Source organism: Mesorhizobium sp. M0701, assembly GCF_040320365.1.
Taxonomy (GTDB): Bacteria; Pseudomonadota; Alphaproteobacteria; order Rhizobiales; family Rhizobiaceae; genus Mesorhizobium.
Window position 1 is genome coordinate 284,073 of record NZ_JAMYPO010000001.1, and the last position, 15,801, is coordinate 299,873.

The 15,801-nt window shown below is 60.9% G+C and carries 17 protein-coding genes; 13 read left to right on the forward strand and 4 right to left on the reverse strand.

Going from position 1 to position 15,801, the window contains the following annotated elements:
* Positions 1–11: 11 nt before the first annotated feature.
* From NKI24_RS01380 to NKI24_RS01395, 4 genes are all read right to left on the reverse strand, one after another.
* Positions 12–287, reverse strand: coding sequence for an Arm DNA-binding domain-containing protein (locus NKI24_RS01380; RefSeq protein ID WP_352448286.1), 276 nt, complete (start codon positions 285–287; stop codon positions 12–14).
* A gap of 383 nt (positions 288–670) precedes the next feature.
* Complete coding sequence (locus NKI24_RS01385) at positions 671–1,078, reverse strand: hypothetical protein (RefSeq protein ID WP_352448423.1); 408 nt, start codon at positions 1,076–1,078, stop codon at positions 671–673.
* A 271-nt stretch (positions 1,079–1,349) separates the two neighbouring features.
* The gene (locus NKI24_RS01390) at positions 1,350–1,622 is read right to left on the reverse strand and encodes a hypothetical protein (RefSeq protein ID WP_352448287.1); all 273 of its coding nucleotides are present in this window, start codon (positions 1,620–1,622) and stop codon (positions 1,350–1,352) included.
* A gap of 457 nt (positions 1,623–2,079) precedes the next feature.
* A complete protein-coding gene (locus NKI24_RS01395) occupies positions 2,080–2,688 on the reverse strand; it encodes a YdeI/OmpD-associated family protein (RefSeq protein WP_352448288.1) in 609 nt (202 codons plus the stop codon).
* Positions 2,689–3,193: 505 nt separating this feature from the next.
* Here NKI24_RS01395 and NKI24_RS01400 point away from each other — a divergent pair.
* The 13 genes from NKI24_RS01400 (at position 3,194) to NKI24_RS01460 (ending at position 15,696) form a co-directional block, all read left to right on the forward strand.
* Positions 3,194–3,628, forward strand: a complete 435-nt coding sequence (locus NKI24_RS01400; protein WP_352448289.1) for a DUF3597 domain-containing protein — start codon at positions 3,194–3,196, stop codon at positions 3,626–3,628.
* 407 nt (positions 3,629–4,035) lie between these two features.
* Entirely contained in the window at positions 4,036–4,266 is a 231-nt protein-coding gene (locus tag NKI24_RS01405; protein WP_352702982.1) for a hypothetical protein, read from the forward strand.
* 73 nt (positions 4,267–4,339) lie between these two features.
* Positions 4,340–4,618 (forward strand): DUF982 domain-containing protein, encoded by a 279-nt coding sequence (locus tag NKI24_RS01410; RefSeq protein WP_352702984.1) that lies wholly within the window; start codon positions 4,340–4,342, stop codon positions 4,616–4,618.
* Positions 4,619–4,733: 115 nt separating this feature from the next.
* Entirely contained in the window at positions 4,734–4,922 is a 189-nt protein-coding gene (locus NKI24_RS01415; protein WP_352448291.1) for a DUF3606 domain-containing protein, read from the forward strand.
* On the forward strand, positions 4,922–5,104 hold the full coding sequence (locus NKI24_RS01420; protein ID WP_352448292.1) for a hypothetical protein: 183 nt from the start codon (positions 4,922–4,924) through the stop codon (positions 5,102–5,104). Before NKI24_RS01415 ends, NKI24_RS01420 begins: the two co-directional genes overlap by 1 nt.
* Positions 5,105–5,304: 200 nt before the next feature.
* Positions 5,305–6,744 (forward strand): hypothetical protein, encoded by a 1,440-nt coding sequence (locus NKI24_RS01425; RefSeq protein WP_352448293.1) that lies wholly within the window; start codon positions 5,305–5,307, stop codon positions 6,742–6,744.
* 333 nt (positions 6,745–7,077) lie between these two features.
* On the forward strand, positions 7,078–7,167 hold the full coding sequence (locus tag NKI24_RS01430) for a K(+)-transporting ATPase subunit F (protein ID WP_023675300.1): 90 nt from the start codon (positions 7,078–7,080) through the stop codon (positions 7,165–7,167).
* Between the two features lie 25 nt (positions 7,168–7,192).
* On the forward strand, positions 7,193–8,896 hold the full coding sequence (gene kdpA / locus NKI24_RS01435; RefSeq protein ID WP_352742933.1) for a potassium-transporting ATPase subunit KdpA: 1,704 nt from the start codon (positions 7,193–7,195) through the stop codon (positions 8,894–8,896).
* A gap of 213 nt (positions 8,897–9,109) precedes the next feature.
* Entirely contained in the window at positions 9,110–11,203 is a 2,094-nt protein-coding gene (kdpB, locus tag NKI24_RS01440; protein ID WP_352568204.1) for a potassium-transporting ATPase subunit KdpB, read from the forward strand.
* A gap of 12 nt (positions 11,204–11,215) precedes the next feature.
* The gene (kdpC, locus tag NKI24_RS01445) at positions 11,216–11,785 is read left to right on the forward strand and encodes a potassium-transporting ATPase subunit KdpC (protein WP_352702993.1); all 570 of its coding nucleotides are present in this window, start codon (positions 11,216–11,218) and stop codon (positions 11,783–11,785) included.
* 53 nt (positions 11,786–11,838) lie between these two features.
* Complete coding sequence (locus tag NKI24_RS01450; protein ID WP_352742935.1) at positions 11,839–14,580, forward strand: DUF4118 domain-containing protein; 2,742 nt, start codon at positions 11,839–11,841, stop codon at positions 14,578–14,580.
* Complete coding sequence (locus NKI24_RS01455; RefSeq protein ID WP_352454001.1) at positions 14,577–15,269, forward strand: response regulator transcription factor; 693 nt, start codon at positions 14,577–14,579, stop codon at positions 15,267–15,269. The genes NKI24_RS01450 and NKI24_RS01455 overlap by 4 nt, the downstream gene beginning before the upstream one ends.
* A complete protein-coding gene (locus tag NKI24_RS01460) occupies positions 15,241–15,696 on the forward strand; it encodes a hypothetical protein (protein ID WP_352568207.1) in 456 nt (151 codons plus the stop codon). Before NKI24_RS01455 ends, NKI24_RS01460 begins: the two co-directional genes overlap by 29 nt.
* The last annotated feature ends 105 nt before the right edge of the window (positions 15,697–15,801 follow it).

Consider the following 15,801-nt stretch of genomic DNA (forward strand, 5'->3'; position numbering starts at 1 on the left):
TGCAAATTTTGTCATCGAATCCGGTTTGCGCGCACGAAATTTGGGCTCTTCTTGCGGTAAGCTAGCGCGGTTTCTCGTGCATCGGCGAGCGAGATGATCGACGTGCCGCCCAATCCGATGTCTCTACGCCTGCCTTGGACGATGATCCGGAGGAGCCAACGCTTCGCTCCCGACGGGTCCACGACGAGGTAAAGGCCATTGCCATCGGCATATCGTCCCGGAGTCTTAGCCTGCCGCACCTCGATCGCGCTTAGCGCCTTGTCCGGGTGCTTTCCCGATTTTTGCATCGTCCGCCCAACTCACCCCACCCCACATTTTCACCCACATTGTATCGGCGATTTTGTTGGACGGCAATGAATGTCGTTGGACGAACTGAAAAATTAACGGCTTGATTTCAAAGCGTTATTGGACGTCATTGGCCGCAGACGAACAGCCGACTGGCTGCCGCTCTCTCCGCCAGATAAATCTCACCGGTTCGCCAGCCTAAAGGGACGCTGGACGGCTACTGCCGCTGCGGTGCAGGTATCTTGGGGCAGGCAGAGGGGGGCGCGAAGGCTACGGAGCGGCTTTCATCTTCGCCGCACCCTTACCTCAGATCAGCCTACAACCAATCGGCCCGCGCTTCACCAGAAGCACGGGCTTGGCCGACTCGGCGCCATCGCCGCCCCTTCTAGCGCGGGACCGCTTGTATTCCCGAGACCGAGCGCTCTGTTTCGGCGGAGAAAACCACGAAGGCAAAGATCAGCACGGCGACAGCGACAATCATTGAGCCGGTGGCGACGATCGGCTCGAGCGCCGGGTTTCCCTGCAGCATCAGGTAAAGAGCCGGCAGCATCACGACCAGGCCGAGATTGTAGACGCCGTAGTGGATCATGGCGCTCCTGCGGGCAGCCTTCGCCGGATTCAGCGCATAATAGCCGCCGAATATTGCACTGGTGACCCACCCCAGCAGGTTGATGTGCGCGTGAGCCGGAAACGCGCCGTGATCGCCTGAAATTGCCATCTGCAGGCCAGCTGCAATTCCCAGAATAAGAAAGACGATGGCTGTCTTGAAAAAGAGCTCCGAAACTTTAGGCATGCTATTTCTCCCAAACCCGTTTTGCCGCCGCATCATGCTGTGGTTCCGGCGATCTTGCCAAGGGACCGTCGGGCCTGCGGAAGCATGTGTTGCCGGCCTGACAGCCCGTTGGCGACCGGTCGCCGGGCCTGGCCGGTTGCGAGTCCAGCCGGCAAAAAATATGCGCTTACGCTAATTTAATTGCAACATCACCGGCCAGGCTTCGATGTCGTTCTCGCTAGCGAACTGTCCTGCGCGATGGTGGTGCCCATACGCGCCAAAGGTCTGCCCGTCAGTGTTGCAGCAGGGCCTCGCCAAACTTCTCCCACAGCTGTTCGCAATCTGTTGCTCTGAGGCTGGGGGTTCCGAGTGGGCCATATCTGATGACGGCGGCGTGAACATCATAGCCAACGATAGGTGCATTGGCGACAAAGTGGATAGCCTCGCCCAATCGGCGAGAGCCAATTGGCGCATCGGTTTTGTTGGTGATGTCGAAGACACCACAAATATCCACTTCCTGGTTCCTGGCTGCCAACGCAGCTTCCATTACCTGTTCGTGCATCATCGAAGTCTCTCCTATCGGTCTAAGTCTAAGAACCGCGGCTTGTGTTGGCCCGGCAACTGACAACCGGCAAATCGAAGTGCCTTTTGCAGCATTTCGATTGGCTCTTGCTGCGAGCCACTCCGCCCGCTCCCGCGGCAAGCCGATAAGGCAACTGCCAGCGAAGTCCGCAGGCACGTCCACCGTCGCATCAAACACGGCCCACGTGCCAGTCGGCTCCTGAATGGGCAAAAAACGTCATAGAAGCGCCTGCTAATATACGTATGCCGACTGTGGGGACGGAGCTTTGTTCCTACATCGATTAAACGAATGAGAAATGGAGTCGAAATGTCAGGCGACGCTGGTCGAAAACAAATCGTCGGCGACATCGCCAGGAATGCGCTTGAGCTGCGATCCGGCCGCATTCGGGGCTCGCCGACAGGGCGAGCACACGACGCAGCAGGCAAGCGCGGCCAAATGCTCATCCAGAATCGCGATTTCGTTGCGGATAGATCGTCTCGCCGCGCTTCAGCATCTCCACGAAAGCCGCGATCTTCTTCTTGCGTCCGGCTTCGGTTTTCATGTTGTGGATGCGGAAGGCGAGCGCGAAGCGGTTTTGCTGGCTGAGTTTTGCCAGCATCTCTTTCGCCATGGGCTCGGCGTCTATTGCCGCCTGGAGGTCGTCGGGGATCTTCATCTCCTTGCCGCTCTTGTAGGCGCGCGCCCAGCGGCCGTCGGCCTTGGCTGCCTCGACCTGCCTCAGCCCATGCTCGGTCATCCGGCCCTCCTCGATCAGCCGAGCGACATTGTCGACATTGATCTGGCTCCAGGTGCTCTTCTTGCCGCGCGGGGTGTAGCGCTGCAGGTAGCTTTTGCCGTCCAAGGCCTTGCGCACCGCATCGATCCAGCCCCAGCACAACGCCACGTCGATGGCTTGCTTCGGAGTGATCGACGGCAGCCCCGAATCGAGCTTATGGATCTTGATCCAGACTTCGTCCTCGCTGTCGTGATGCTCGCCAAGCCAGGCATGGAAGCTTTCGGCATCCCTGAACTCGCGCACCTTGGCGGGGTCGACCTTGACGGGCGCCATCAGCCGGTCCGCCCGTGACGCAGGCGCGTAACGACGCCGAACCGGTTGCCGGCCGCGCGCGCGCTCATCTCAGCTCCGACAACTAGGATCATGGTTCGCTCCTCTCAACGATGCGAATACGAAACCTAGACGATCTTTCTATTTTCATCATCAAGAGCGTCTCCCTCCTCGTACCGCTCCAATGCCTCCATTAGCGACCGACACTGATTTTACTGGTATGGAATCGCTCGGCATCCGCATATCTATTTGCAACTTCTAATTTAGCCCGATGCGTGCCGAGAGCCCTCAATTCGGCCGTCATCCATTGCACTTGACGGTCTCTCGAGCTGTATACGGCCCGAACTGTTGCCGTATCGGCCGATTTTTCAGCGCAACCAAGCCTTTACCTTTCGGCCAGTTCGGAGTTGCCCTTCAGCCATGTTCGTGGTCCCGTACAACCAGGGCGCTCAATGCGGCATTCGGCACCGGTCGCCTCACCGACCGTCAAGGCACACAGGAGATAGCAATGGGCATTTTCGACAGTATCAAAGGTGCGATTTTCGGAAACGCGGTTGCGGCCGAAGCGCCGCCGGCGCAACCGTCTCCCGCGCCTGCTTCGAGCACGGCCACCCAGCCGACGGCGCCTACCCGATCCGCCCCGGCTGCAACCCCGGCCTCGACCGCGCCGGCCGCGCCGTTCTCTGCCCCGAACATCGCTGCCATTCTCGACAAGGCGGTGGCCGCGAAGGGGCAGAAACTCAACTGGAAGAATTCGATCGTCGACCTGATGAAGGCTCTGAATATCGACAGCAGCCTCGGCGCCCGCAAGGAGCTTGCCCACGAGCTGAACTACACCGGCGATATGAACGACACTGTAACGATGAATCTGTGGCTGCACGACGCACTGATGAAAAAGCTGGCCGAGAATGGCGGCAAGCTTCCGAGCGACCTGGCCGCCTAGAGTCACAAGACAAGCAATTCCAGGAAAACGTGTGAACGGTTTTCCGTCGGGAATTGCGTCAAACAAAAAAGACAGACCGGTTCGGCGTTTCCGTGAAACGACGAACCGATCTAGTCCTGTCCGCACCGCGGTATTGCTGCGCTGACTTCAGCCGCAACCGAGCAAACCAGACTGCCAAGCCATCAAACTGCAAAGTAAATAAATTGGGATCCATCCCGGCCGCCGGGATTGGGTCTGTGGCGAAGTCGCATGGCACAAAAGCGCTGCCGCCTCGCCCGGCTTGTCTCACTCAAAACCGATGATTTTCGGTCGCCGTCCGCACGCTGGTAGGACCACCATTTTGCTGGCGAAACGCGACGTTCGGCGTATCATTCTCCCGGGCGAGGGTTCATGGTGGGAGGAAGCCAATGAACGTGGTGCAGAGGGTGACTGTCGCCGACTTGACGGCCCAAGAGCTTGTTTCATCTGCGCTTTCAAGATTCGGCGCCGGCGACACCATATCGACGAGGGCGATGCTGGACATCCTTCGCCGGACGGCCCCAGCCTGCGGCGACAGTGACGACGATCTGGTCGAGCTTATCGTCATGACGGCCGTTGGTAGGACCATGGGGGTCGTGTTCGACCATCGCTCCCGTTAGCAATCCGGAACGAATACCAGGCTGCACCGTTCAGTCCGCAAAACTTATCTCGCTTGAGTTGTGGAATGGTGCCATGCGTGATGAACAATTCGACGTTCCCGTGACAATCGAAACTGGGCGGAACGGACGCATCCTGACGGTGACGCGGGCGGTCGAGGCCGCATCACTGCTGGTCGAAAAGTGGCCGAACGAAAAGCGCGGGCCGAAATACCGCTCGGCCTTGCAAGCAATGATGGACGCCCTGGAGCAGCGGCGGGCGGTTGGCAGCGCTCGACGGGCATTCACCGCGGCCGCCAAAGAGGCCAGCCTTTTTGTGCGCGAAGGCCGGCCTGACACCAAGCCCTTGTTTTGAGCAAAATCGCCGCGCATACCGGGTCATGCCCGAGGGCAGGCAATTGGGCGACACGCTCGAAGGAACTCGCTGAAATCTTGCCCGTTATGCTCTCGTCGAGATGAGGAGAGCTGCCATGGCCGACGACAAAACCAAGACCGATAGTCGCGACCGCTCACGAGTGGCGGGCGGCGAAGATTATGAGGTACATCATTTCGCCGAGGAAGCGGGCATTACCCCGGATCAGGCCCGCACGCTGATCAAGCGCCACGGCACCGACCGCAAGGTGCTGAACGAAATCGCCGAGAGCATAAGAGCGTTGTAATGGCTGACAAGAAAACCGCAATGGCCGACCGCAAGACGCGCGATGCGGACGAAAAGAAGGCTCTGCACCTGGCTGAAACCACCGACGTTTCGCCGAAGCAGGCGAAGGATCTGATGCGCAAGCACGGCAAGGACAGCCCTAAGGTCGAGAAGGAAGCCAAGAACTTCAAGGCCGAGGGCTGAGCCGCCGAAGGTCTTTGTGCGTCACCCGCAACTTGACAATCGCTGCTGAACGCGCCCAGCCGGTTGGACGCGCGGCATAGGGGCCGCAATCCTGCGGCTTATCGGTTTTCTAACAAATTCGGCCTATGCCTTCCGCTATCGCGGCTCAGGGATGCCATATGCGCGGGATGTCTGGTGAGGCGAGGCCGTCGATAGATGACATGCAGCATGTGAGGCTGGTGTTTTGCCTGTTGGCCGCGGTTGTGATGGCGGCGGCGCTCCTCGCCTTTGCCACCTCCCTCCTGCAGGATCCCGATAGCTGGTGGCACATTAAGGTCGGCATTGATATGCTGGCAAGCCGCACATTCCCGACCATCGACATTTACTCCTACACTTTTGCCGGCCAGCCATGGATCGCCAAGGAATGGCTTAGCCAGGTTCTCCTTGCAATTGCCTATGAAGCCGGCGGTTGGAACGGCGTGGTGCTGCTGGCGACTGCGGTAATCGCGCTGACGGCCTTCTTGACGTCGTGGTATCTCAGCGCGTGGTTGAAGCCGACGCTGGCGATAGGACTGACGCTGGTGCTCGCGCTCGTGATCGGGCCAATCTATGTCGCCCGACCGCACATCTTTACCTTGCCCATTATCGTCGTCTGGACCGCCGGTCTTTTCCAGGCCGCACGCGACGGGAAAGCGCCGCCTTTATGGCTGCTGGCGCTGCTTTGCGTGTGGGCCAATCTCCACGCCACCTTCACCTTCGGTTTCGTCATCGCCGCCTTCGCCGGCCTCGATCTGCTTATGCGCACGCGCTTATCGAACCCCCGGCTGCTGGCCAAGTGGATTGCTTTCGGGCTGCTTTGCCCGCTGGTCAGCCTGCTCAACCCCTATGGCGTCAAGGCAATACTCGCCACATTCACCGTGGCCTATGGCAATGAGGCGGTGCCTTACATTGCGGAGTGGCAGCCATTCGACGCCTCGCGGCATACCCTCCAGGAGGTGATCCTGCTGGTGGCGTTTTTCGGGCTGGTCGTGTCGAGATTGCGCATTGGCTGGGCCAAGGCGCTGTTCCTTGTCTTCACGTTGCACGTCTATCTCACCCACATACGGTTCATGTACCTGTTCTTTCTTCTCGTGCCGGTGGTCCTTACCGTCGAGGTCGCGCAACAATATCCAGTGCTTTCAGCCGAGAAATGGGCGGCGGAAAAGCGCGACGGACTTGAACAATTTTTCGCACGGAAATTTTCCAGGATTTGCGCTGGACTTGCCGTTTTGCTGGTTTTGGCGGCTGCCGCCTTCACGACCTATCCGGTCGCGCCGAGCCAGAAGACCTCGGCGAGGGACGCACTGGCCTTCGCCCAAACCCATAATCTGTCGGGCAATCTGCTGAACTCCTACGATTTCGGCGGTACGCTGATTTTTCATGGCATCAGGACGTTTATTGACGGCCGCGCGGATCAGCTCTTCCTGAATGGCTTTACGGAAACGGATGAGCAGACTGGGCACAGCCGGGGCAAGCCGATCCTGAAAGCCCAACTCGACAAATATACGATAGGCTGGGCATTGTTGACCGCCGACGACAGCCGCATTCCGTTCTTCGACCAACTGGGCTGGAAGCGGGCCTATGCGGACGATTACGCGGTGATCTACACCCGCGCGGACTGAGCCCCGGCAGCTTCGCGCGCCGGTGCGCACCTCCCCCCTGAAGCTGTGGCCAGCGCCGAGGCGGCGAAATCCTTATGGGATTTTGATTTCTTTGCTCCGCGTCCCGTCTCGAACCTTTATGGCACTTTGATCCATATTCACAGGAGCGGTGTATCCAGCCGCCGATATGATGCGGCGACGGGTTTTGATAGTTTGTTAAAGTAAACAAACAAATACAACATAAGGAAAACGCGCGGTGGACATAGTTGTTGTCGCGACTGGAATCGCGTTTTTTGCTCTATGCTTCGGCTACATCAAAGCTTGCGACAAGCTGTAAGTTTAGGGGATCGTAACATGCTTTTCGACTATATCCTCGGCGGCGCCGTGACCTTGTTTCTTCTCGCCTACCTGACATACGCCCTCGTTCGCCCGGAACGCTTCTGATCTCCGCTGGCAAGGAGCCAACCCCATGACAATCAACGGATGGCTGCAGATCCTCGTCTATTGCGGGATCGTCGTTCTGCTGGCCAAGCCGCTCGGCGGCTACATGCATCGCGTTTTCAGCGGCGAGCGCACATTCCTGTCGTCAATTCTGGCCCCGCTCGAGCGCGGGCTCTACCGCATATCAGGGACCAGCGAGCGCGAGGAGCAGCATTGGACCTCCTATGCGGCGGCCCTGCTGTTCTTTAACCTGGCCGGCTTCCTGGTGCTCTATTCGCTGCAACGGCTGCAAGGCGGCCTGCCCTACAATCCGGCCGGCATGACCGCCGTCGAACCTGGGCTGGCCTTCAACACCGCCGCCAGCTTCATGACCAACACCAACTGGCAGAACTACGGCGGCGAAAGCACGATGTCCTATCTCGTGCAGATGGCCGGCTTGACCGTGCAGAATTTTCTGTCGGCGGCGACCGGGATCGCCATTGCGGTCGCACTGATCCGCGGCTTTGCCAGAGCCTCAGGCAAATCGATCGGCAATTTCTGGATCGATATGACCCGCTGCACGCTCTATCTGCTTTTGCCGCTCTGCACCGTCCTGACGCTGGTCTATGTCTATCTCGGCATGCCGCAGACGCTCGCTGCCTACGTCAACGCGACGACGCTCGAAGGCGCGCAACAGACTATCGCGGTCGGGCCGGTCGCTTCCCAGGTTGCCATCAAGATGCTCGGCACCAATGGCGGCGGTTTCTTCAACGCCAATGCAGCGCATCCCTTCGAAAATCCCGACGCAATCTCCAACCTGATCCAGATGGTGACGATCTTCGCCCTCGGCGCGGCGTTGACCAATGTCTTCGGCCGCATGGTAGGCAACCAGCGCCAGGGCTGGGCAATTCTGTCGGCTATGGGCGTACTGTTCATCGCCGGCGTTGCCGTCTGCTACTGGGCGGAAGCCGCCGGCAATCCGCTCGTCCATGCGCTGGGCGTCGACGGCGGCAACATGGAGGGCAAGGAGAGCCGCTTCGGCATCGCCCTGTCGGCACTGTTTGCCGTCATCACCACGGCCGCATCCTGCGGCGCGGTCAACGCCATGCATGACAGCTTCACCGCACTCGGCGGCATGATCCCCATCATCAACATGCAGCTCGGCGAGGTCATTGTCGGCGGCGTCGGCGCCGGCTTCTACGGTATCCTGATGTTCATCGTCATTGCCGTTTTCGTCGCCGGGCTGATGGTCGGACGCACGCCCGAATATCTCGGCAAGAAGATCGAGGCCAAGGAGGTCAAGATGGCTATGCTGGCCGTGCTCTGCCTGCCGCTTGCAATGCTGATCTTCACCGCTGTCGCGGTGGTGCTGCCGACCGGCGTTGCTTCCATCGCCAATGCCGGCCCGCACGGCTTCTCCGAGATTCTCTATGCCTACACCTCGGCCGCGGCGAACAATGGCTCCGCCTTTGGCGGCCTCAGCGGCAACACGCCCTGGTACAACGTAACGCTCGGCATCGGCATGCTGATGGGCCGGTTCCTGGTCATTATTCCGGCGTTGGCGATTGCTGGCTCGCTGGTTGCGAAGAAGACCGTCCCTGCCTCCGCCGGCACCTTCCCGACCGACGGTCCGCTGTTCGTCGGGCTGCTGGCCGGTGTCATCCTGATCGTCGGCGGCCTGACCTTCTTCCCGGCCCTGGCGGTCGGACCGATCGTCGAGCACCTGGCGATGATTCACGGTCAGACATTCTGAAACGGCGATGCCCTGGTTCAACATCATACCTCGAAAGGTCCGGCATCGCCCCGAGCCGGAGGGGGAGAAAACGCCCCCTCCTTTCCCGACGCTGTCCACATTCCTCGCTATTGCGGCAGCCTTGATCATGATCTGGCTGCTGGCTTACGGGCCGCCGCACCTTCGTTCGGCACACGATCGACCGGTCAACAACATCGACACTGGAGCTACCAAATGAGCCCGTCGAAATCCGTGAGCATCATGGATACCCGCATTCTGTGGCCCGCTATCGGCGGTTCCTTCAGAAAACTGAACCCGCGCACCTTGATGCGAAACCCGGTGATGTTTGTCGTCGCCGTCGTCTCGGCGCTCACCACCGTGCTGTTCGTCAAGGATCTCGTTACCAGCGGCGGCGATCTTGGCTTCATGCTGCAGATCATCATCTGGCTGTGGTTCACCGTGCTCTTCGCCAATTTCGCCGAAGCGGTGGCCGAAGGCCGCGGCAAGGCGCAAGCTGACTCGCTGCGTCGGGCGCGAACCGAGACGCAGGCCAAGCTGTTGAACGGTGGCGACCGCAGCAAGTTCAAACTGGTGCCCGGCACCAGCCTGAAGGTCGGCGACATCGTGCTTGTCGAAGCCGGCGACATCATCCCCTCGGACGGCGAGGTGGTCGAAGGCGTGGCGTCGGTCAACGAGGCGGCCATCACCGGCGAATCCGCACCGGTCATCCGCGAATCCGGAGGCGATCGTTCGGCGGTGACCGGCGGCACGCAGGTCTTGTCCGACTGGATCCGCGTGCGCATCACTGCGGCTGCCGGTCATACGTTCCTCGACCGCATGATCTCGCTGGTCGAGGGCGCCGAGCGCCAGAAGACACCCAACGAGATCGCGCTCAACATCCTGCTCGTCGGCATGACGCTGATCTTCGTGCTGGCGACGGCGACGATCCCGAGCTTCGCCTCGTATTCGGGCGGCTATATCTCGGTGACCGTGCTGGTCGCCCTGTTCGTTACCCTGATCCCGACCACAATTGGCGCCCTGCTGTCGGCTATCGGCATTGCCGGCATGGACCGCCTGGTGCGCTTCAACGTGCTCGCCATGTCGGGCCGCGCCGTCGAGGCGGCCGGCGATGTCGACACGCTGCTGCTCGACAAGACCGGAACCATCACGCTGGGCAACCGTCAGGCGACGGCATTTCGACCGGTCAAGGGCGTCACCGAACAGGAACTGGCCGACGCGGCTCAGCTTGCCTCGCTTGCCGACGAAACGCCGGAAGGCCGCTCGATCGTCGTCCTGGCGAAGGAAAAATACGCTATCCGCGCCCGCGACATGGCAAGCCTGCACGCGACTTTCGTGCCCTTCACCGCGCAAACCCGCATGAGCGGTGTCGATCTGGAAGGCTCCTCGGTCCGCAAGGGCGCAGTCGATGCGGTACTTGCCCACGTCAACCTCTCGACCGTTGCCACAGGCAGTACGCGCCCCGGCAGCGACACCGTCCGCGACCTTCAGGCGATCGCCGACGAGATCGCCAAATCGGGCGGCACTCCACTCGCGGTCGAGCGCGACGGGCGCCTGCTCGGCGTCGTCCATCTGAAGGACATCGTCAAGGGCGGCATCGCAGAACGCTTTGCCGAATTGCGCCGCATGGGCATCCGCACGGTGATGATCACCGGCGATAATCCGATGACCGCGGCGGCGATCGCGGCGGAAGCCGGCGTCGACGACTTCCTTGCCCAGGCGACGCCCGAGGACAAGTTGAAGCTGATCCGCGACGAGCAGGCCAAAGGCAAACTGGTCGCGATGTGCGGCGATGGCACCAACGATGCGCCGGCCCTTGCGCAGGCCGATGTAGGCGTTGCCATGAACACCGGCACGGTCGCGGCACGCGAGGCCGGCAACATGGTCGATCTCGACAGCGATCCGACCAAGCTGATCGAGATCGTCGAAATCGGCAAGGCGCTGCTGATGACGCGTGGCTCGCTGACCACCTTCTCCATCGCCAACGACGTGGCCAAGTATTTTGCCATCATCCCGGCAATATTCGCCGTCTTCTACATCGCCCCGGGCCAGACCGCCGGGCCGCTGCAAGCGCTCAATGTCATGCATCTGGCGACGCCGCAGAGCGCTATCCTCTCGGCCATCATCTTCAACGCGCTGATCATCATTGCGCTGATCCCGCTGTCGCTGAGGGGCGTCAAATACCGCGCGGTCGGCGCCGGTGCGCTGCTCAGCCGCAATCTCATTGTCTATGGCCTTGGCGGCGTCGTAGTGCCCTTCGTCGGCATCAAGATGATCGACATGGCCATCACCGCTCTCGGTCTCGCCTAAGGAACCACGTCGATGCTCAATCAAATCAGGCCCGCGATTGTCATGATCGTCTTCTTCACCATTCTGACGGGTTTGGTCTATCCGATCGGCATGACCGGCATTGCCCAGGCGCTGTTTTCGCGCCAGGCCAATGGCAGCCTGATCGAGAAGGACGGCAAGCTCGTCGGTTCCGAGCTGATCGGCCAGGCTTTCGAAAGCGACCGCTACTTCCATGGCCGCCCGTCGGCTGCCGGCGACGGCTACAATGCCGCCGCCTCGGGCGGCTCGAATCTCGGCCCGACCAACCCGAAGCTCATCGACAGGATCAAGAGCGACGCCGAAAAGCTGAGAGTCGAAAACCCGAGCCAGCCGGTACCGATGAATCTGGTCACCACGTCCGGCAGCGGCCTCGACCCGCATATCAGCCCAGATGCGGCCTATTTTCAGGTTGCCAGGGTGGCCAAGGCCAGGGGCGTCGATGAATCCAGGATCAAATCGCTTGTCGACAGCCATGTCGAAGATCGCGAATTGGGGTTCATCGGCGAGGCGGTGGTCAATGTGCTGGCCCTCAACCTTGCGCTGGACGATGCGATGAAACAGTGAAGGACCGGCGCCGGGATCGACACCGAAGCCGGCGCCGTTCATGATTGACCCTTATGCCAGACGACAGCCGCACCGCCGAAACCAGGCCCTCTCCCGACGCGCTGCTCGAGCATGCCGAGCGGGAGGAGCGCGGTCGCCTGAGGATATTTCTCGGCGCCGCCCCCGGTGTCGGCAAGACCTACGAGATGCTGATGTCGGGCCGCGCCAGGCTGGCCGACGGGGTCGACGTGGTGATCGGCATCGTCGAGACGCACGGCCGCAAGGAAACCCAGACGCTCGTCGAAGGCTACGAGGTCATTCCTCGCCTTGAGATCGATTACAAGGGGCGGATCCTTGAGGAGATGAATCTCGACGCCATCCTCGCCCGGCACCCGGCGCTAGTTCTGGTCGACGAACTCGCCCACACCAACGTCGCCGGCAGCCGTCACCCCAAGCGCTATCTCGACGTCCAGGAAATCCTGACGCACGGCATCGATGTCTACACGACGCTGAATATCCAGCACGTCGAGAGCCTGAACGATGTCGTGGCGCAGATCACCCGCGTCAGGGTGCGGGAAACTGTCCCCGACTCCATAATCGACCAGGCCGACGACATCGAGATCATCGACCTCACCCCCGACGATCTGATCAAGCGGCTTGAGGAAGGCAAGGTCTACATCCCCAGCACCGCCCAGCGCGCCATCGAGAACTATTTCTCGCCGGGCAATCTGACGGCGCTCCGGGAATTGGCGCTCCGCCGCACTGCCCAGCGGGTCGACGAGCAGTTGCTGACCCACATGCAGGCCCACGCGATACCCGGGCCTTGGGCGGCGGGGGAAAGGGTTCTCGTCTGCGTCGATGCGCGTCCGGGCGGGGCGGCCCGTGTACGTTATGCGCGGAGGTTGGCCGACCGGCTCCGCGCCCCTTGGACGGCGCTTCATGTCGATACCCCTCGTTCAGCTGCCATGCCCGAGGAGGACAAGGATCGGCTGGCGACGCAGCTGCGCCTTGCCGAGCAGCTCGGTGCCGAGGTGACGACCATTCCGGGTCAGAACGTCGCGCAAGACATCGTTCGGCATGCGACGGCGAACAACTTCACCCATATCGTGATCGGCAGGCCGACCCGATCGCGCTGGCGGGAATTGATCGAAGGCTCGCTCACTTACGATCTCATCCGCAATGCCGGCGACATCAGCGTCCATGTCATTTCGGGAAGCGAACGCAACGCCGAGGCGACGTCGAGGACCGTCAAGGCGGCGGACGAGCAGTGGCAGTTCGAGATCTGGCCCTATCTCATGGCCACGGCCTATGTTGTTGGCTCGCTCGCCTTCGCCGTCCTTCTCGACCAGTTTCTCGACGTCCGCAATCTGGCGATCATCTTTCTCATTGGGGTCCTGACGTCGGCGGTGACCCGCGGTCTCTGGCCGGCTTTGTATGCCTGCCTCATCAGCGCCATTGCCTTCAACTATTTCTTCCTGGAACCACGCTACACGCTGACGATCGAGGATCCGGAGAGCATCGTTGCGCTGGCTGTCTTCCTGGTTGTTGCGGTCATTGCCAGCAATCTAACAGCGCGCGTGCAGCGTCAGGCGGTCGCTGCGCGCTCGCGGGCACGCGCCACGGAAGATATTTATCTCTTCTCAAAGAAGCTCGCCGGCGCTGGGACGCTTGATGACGTTCTCTGGGCGACTGCCTTCCAGATCGCCTCGATGCTGAAGCTGCGCGTGGTGCTGCTTCTGCCGGAGAACGGCACAATTGCGGTCAAAGCCGGCTACCCACCCGACGACACGCTGGCCGAGGCCGACATCGCAGCAGCCCGCTGGGCCTGGGAGCATAACCGCGCCGCCGGGCGCGGCGCCGACACGCTGCCCGGAGCAAAGCGCCTCTATCTGCCCTTGCGGACCGGACGCACGGCGGTAGGCGTTGTCGGCCTCGACAACGACAAGCAAGGTCCGCTGCTGACACCCGAGCAGCAGCGTCTGCTCGATGCGCTCGCCGACCAGGCGGCGGTCGCCATCGAGCGCATCCAGCTCGTCGCCGATGTTGACCGGGCCAAGCTTGCGGCCGAGGCAGACCGTCTGCGCTCAGCCTTGCTCACCTCCATTTCCCACGATTTGAAAACGCCGCTTGCCGCCATCATGGGCGCGGCCGGAACACTCAGGGACTTCGAGGCCGCGCTTCCCGAGCAGGACCGGGCGGAACTGCTGTCGACCGTGCTCGATGAAGCGGAGAGGCTTAACCGCTTCATCGCCAATCTGCTCGATATGACCAAGATCGAATCCGGCACGATGGAGCCGAACTATGCGTTTCACTATCTCGGCGACATTGTCGGTTCAGCTCTGTATCGGGCCCGCAAAATCGTCGGCGAGCATAAGACCGAGATCGACATTCCATCGGATCTGCCGATGTTGCGGGTCGACCCCGTTCTGTTCGAACAGGTGCTGTTCAACCTCCTCGACAATGCTGCAAAATACGCGCCGCCAGGTTCGACGATCCGCCTGCAAGCCTGGGCCGACAACGGCTTCGTCATCCTGCAGATCATGGATGAGGGACCAGGCATTCCGCCAGCGGATCTAGAGCGCGTTTTCGACACTTTCTACCGTGTGCGCAAGGGTGACCAGGTGCGTGCCGGCACGGGGCTCGGCCTGTCGATTTGCCGCGGCTTCGTCGAAGCGATGGGCGGGACGCTCTTGGCGGCAAACAGGTCCGACCGCTCGGGGGCGGTTTTCACGATCAAGATGCAACTGGTGCCGGCGGAACTGCCCAATCTCGGCGAACCCGAGACGGGCCATCAAAATATGGACGATCTGGCATGACGAGCCTGGACGTCAGGATATTGGTGGTCGACGACGAACCGCCGATCCGGAAACTGCTTCGCGTCGGGCTTGGCAGCCAAGGCTATGCGATCAGCGAGGCGCCGAACGCCAGGGCGGCGATTGAACTCATCGAGACGGAAAAGCCGGACCTTGTGCTGCTCGATCTCGGCCTCCCCGGCATGAGCGGCCATGATTTGCTGCGCAAATGGCGGGATGATGGCCTGGACATTCCCGTGGTTATTCTTTCCAGCCGCACTGATGAGGCCGGCATCGTGTCCGCCCTCGAACTCGGCGCCGACGACTATGTCACCAAGCCGTTCGGTATGAACGAGCTTGTCGCACGCATCCGCGTAGCGCTTCGCCACAAGTTTCAGCAGCAGGGTGAGAGACCGGTGTTCCAGACCGGCGACCTCTCCGTCGATCTGGTGAAGCGCGTCGTCAAGGTCGAGGACAAGGAGATAAAGCTCTCGCCGAAAGAATACGACATTCTTCGCACCTTGGTGCAGCACGCCGGCAAGGTTCTCACCCACCAGTTCCTGCTGAAGCAGGTCTGGGGCGATTCCACCGACGTTCAATATCTCAGAGTCTACGTCCGGCAGATCAGGCAAAAGATCGAAAAAACGCCCGACCAGCCCCGCTATATCACCACCGAGACCGGCGTTGGATACCGGCTGCGCGAAATCGATTGACGCGACGAGCATCCGAAGCCGAAATGCCTCTTCCAATCCGCTTCAAATCAGCGGCGGCCATGGTGTCGCCGGACAAAAGCCCTATATTAAGGAAAGATCGGTTTTGTGCGGGAATGAATGGATGTCACGGCTTCGTCTATTGACGTTTTTAGGGTCGGCAATGCTGACCGCGGCGATGCTGTCGGGCGTAAATCCTGCTGCATCGGCACAGGTCGTCAGTCCCGCCGACCGCAACGTGTTGATCCAGCAGGACCAGTTGCAGATGTTGGAGAACAGGCTGCGGCGGCAGCAATACCAGCAGCAGCAACAGCAGTACCGTGCCCAGGATCGCCAAATCCCAACACCGCAACGGCAGGAGGTGCCGCAGATGAGGCCAACTTGCCAGTTGCTGCCGTCGGGGAGCGGCTTTGTCAGCACCTGCCGCTGACGACCGGCCCTTTCCATTTATTTAGCCGACTTATATATTGTGGAAACCGTTCCGCTTGCGCCCCATTGAAAGCGGGCGAGTTTGCAACGCTGCCCTTGCCGTCTG

Excerpts from the sequence above, each read along its gene's own strand:
- kdpA (WP_352742933.1), top strand. The coding sequence starts at position 7,193 with ATGACAATCAACGGATGGCTGCAGATCCTCGTCTATTGCGGGATCGTC.
- NKI24_RS01390 (WP_352448287.1), bottom strand. The coding sequence starts at position 1,622 with ATGATGCACGAACAGGTAATGGAAGCTGCGTTGGCAGCCAGGAACCAG.
- NKI24_RS01380 (WP_352448286.1), bottom strand. The coding sequence starts at position 287 with ATGCAAAAATCGGGAAAGCACCCGGACAAGGCGCTAAGCGCGATCGAG.
- NKI24_RS01410 (WP_352702984.1), top strand. The coding sequence starts at position 4,340 with ATGCGTGATGAACAATTCGACGTTCCCGTGACAATCGAAACTGGGCGG.
- NKI24_RS01400 (WP_352448289.1), top strand. The coding sequence starts at position 3,194 with ATGGGCATTTTCGACAGTATCAAAGGTGCGATTTTCGGAAACGCGGTT.
- NKI24_RS01430 (WP_023675300.1), top strand. The coding sequence starts at position 7,078 with ATGCTTTTCGACTATATCCTCGGCGGCGCCGTGACCTTGTTTCTTCTC.
- NKI24_RS01415 (WP_352448291.1), top strand. The coding sequence starts at position 4,734 with ATGGCCGACGACAAAACCAAGACCGATAGTCGCGACCGCTCACGAGTG.
- kdpB (WP_352568204.1), top strand. The coding sequence starts at position 9,110 with ATGAGCCCGTCGAAATCCGTGAGCATCATGGATACCCGCATTCTGTGG.
- NKI24_RS01450 (WP_352742935.1), top strand. The coding sequence starts at position 11,839 with ATGCCAGACGACAGCCGCACCGCCGAAACCAGGCCCTCTCCCGACGCG.
- NKI24_RS01425 (WP_352448293.1), top strand. The coding sequence starts at position 5,305 with ATGCAGCATGTGAGGCTGGTGTTTTGCCTGTTGGCCGCGGTTGTGATG.
- NKI24_RS01420 (WP_352448292.1), top strand. The coding sequence starts at position 4,922 with ATGGCTGACAAGAAAACCGCAATGGCCGACCGCAAGACGCGCGATGCG.
- NKI24_RS01405 (WP_352702982.1), top strand. The coding sequence starts at position 4,036 with ATGAACGTGGTGCAGAGGGTGACTGTCGCCGACTTGACGGCCCAAGAG.
- NKI24_RS01385 (WP_352448423.1), bottom strand. The coding sequence starts at position 1,078 with ATGCCTAAAGTTTCGGAGCTCTTTTTCAAGACAGCCATCGTCTTTCTT.
- NKI24_RS01395 (WP_352448288.1), bottom strand. The coding sequence starts at position 2,688 with ATGGCGCCCGTCAAGGTCGACCCCGCCAAGGTGCGCGAGTTCAGGGAT.
- NKI24_RS01455 (WP_352454001.1), top strand. The coding sequence starts at position 14,577 with ATGACGAGCCTGGACGTCAGGATATTGGTGGTCGACGACGAACCGCCG.
- kdpC (WP_352702993.1), top strand. The coding sequence starts at position 11,216 with ATGCTCAATCAAATCAGGCCCGCGATTGTCATGATCGTCTTCTTCACC.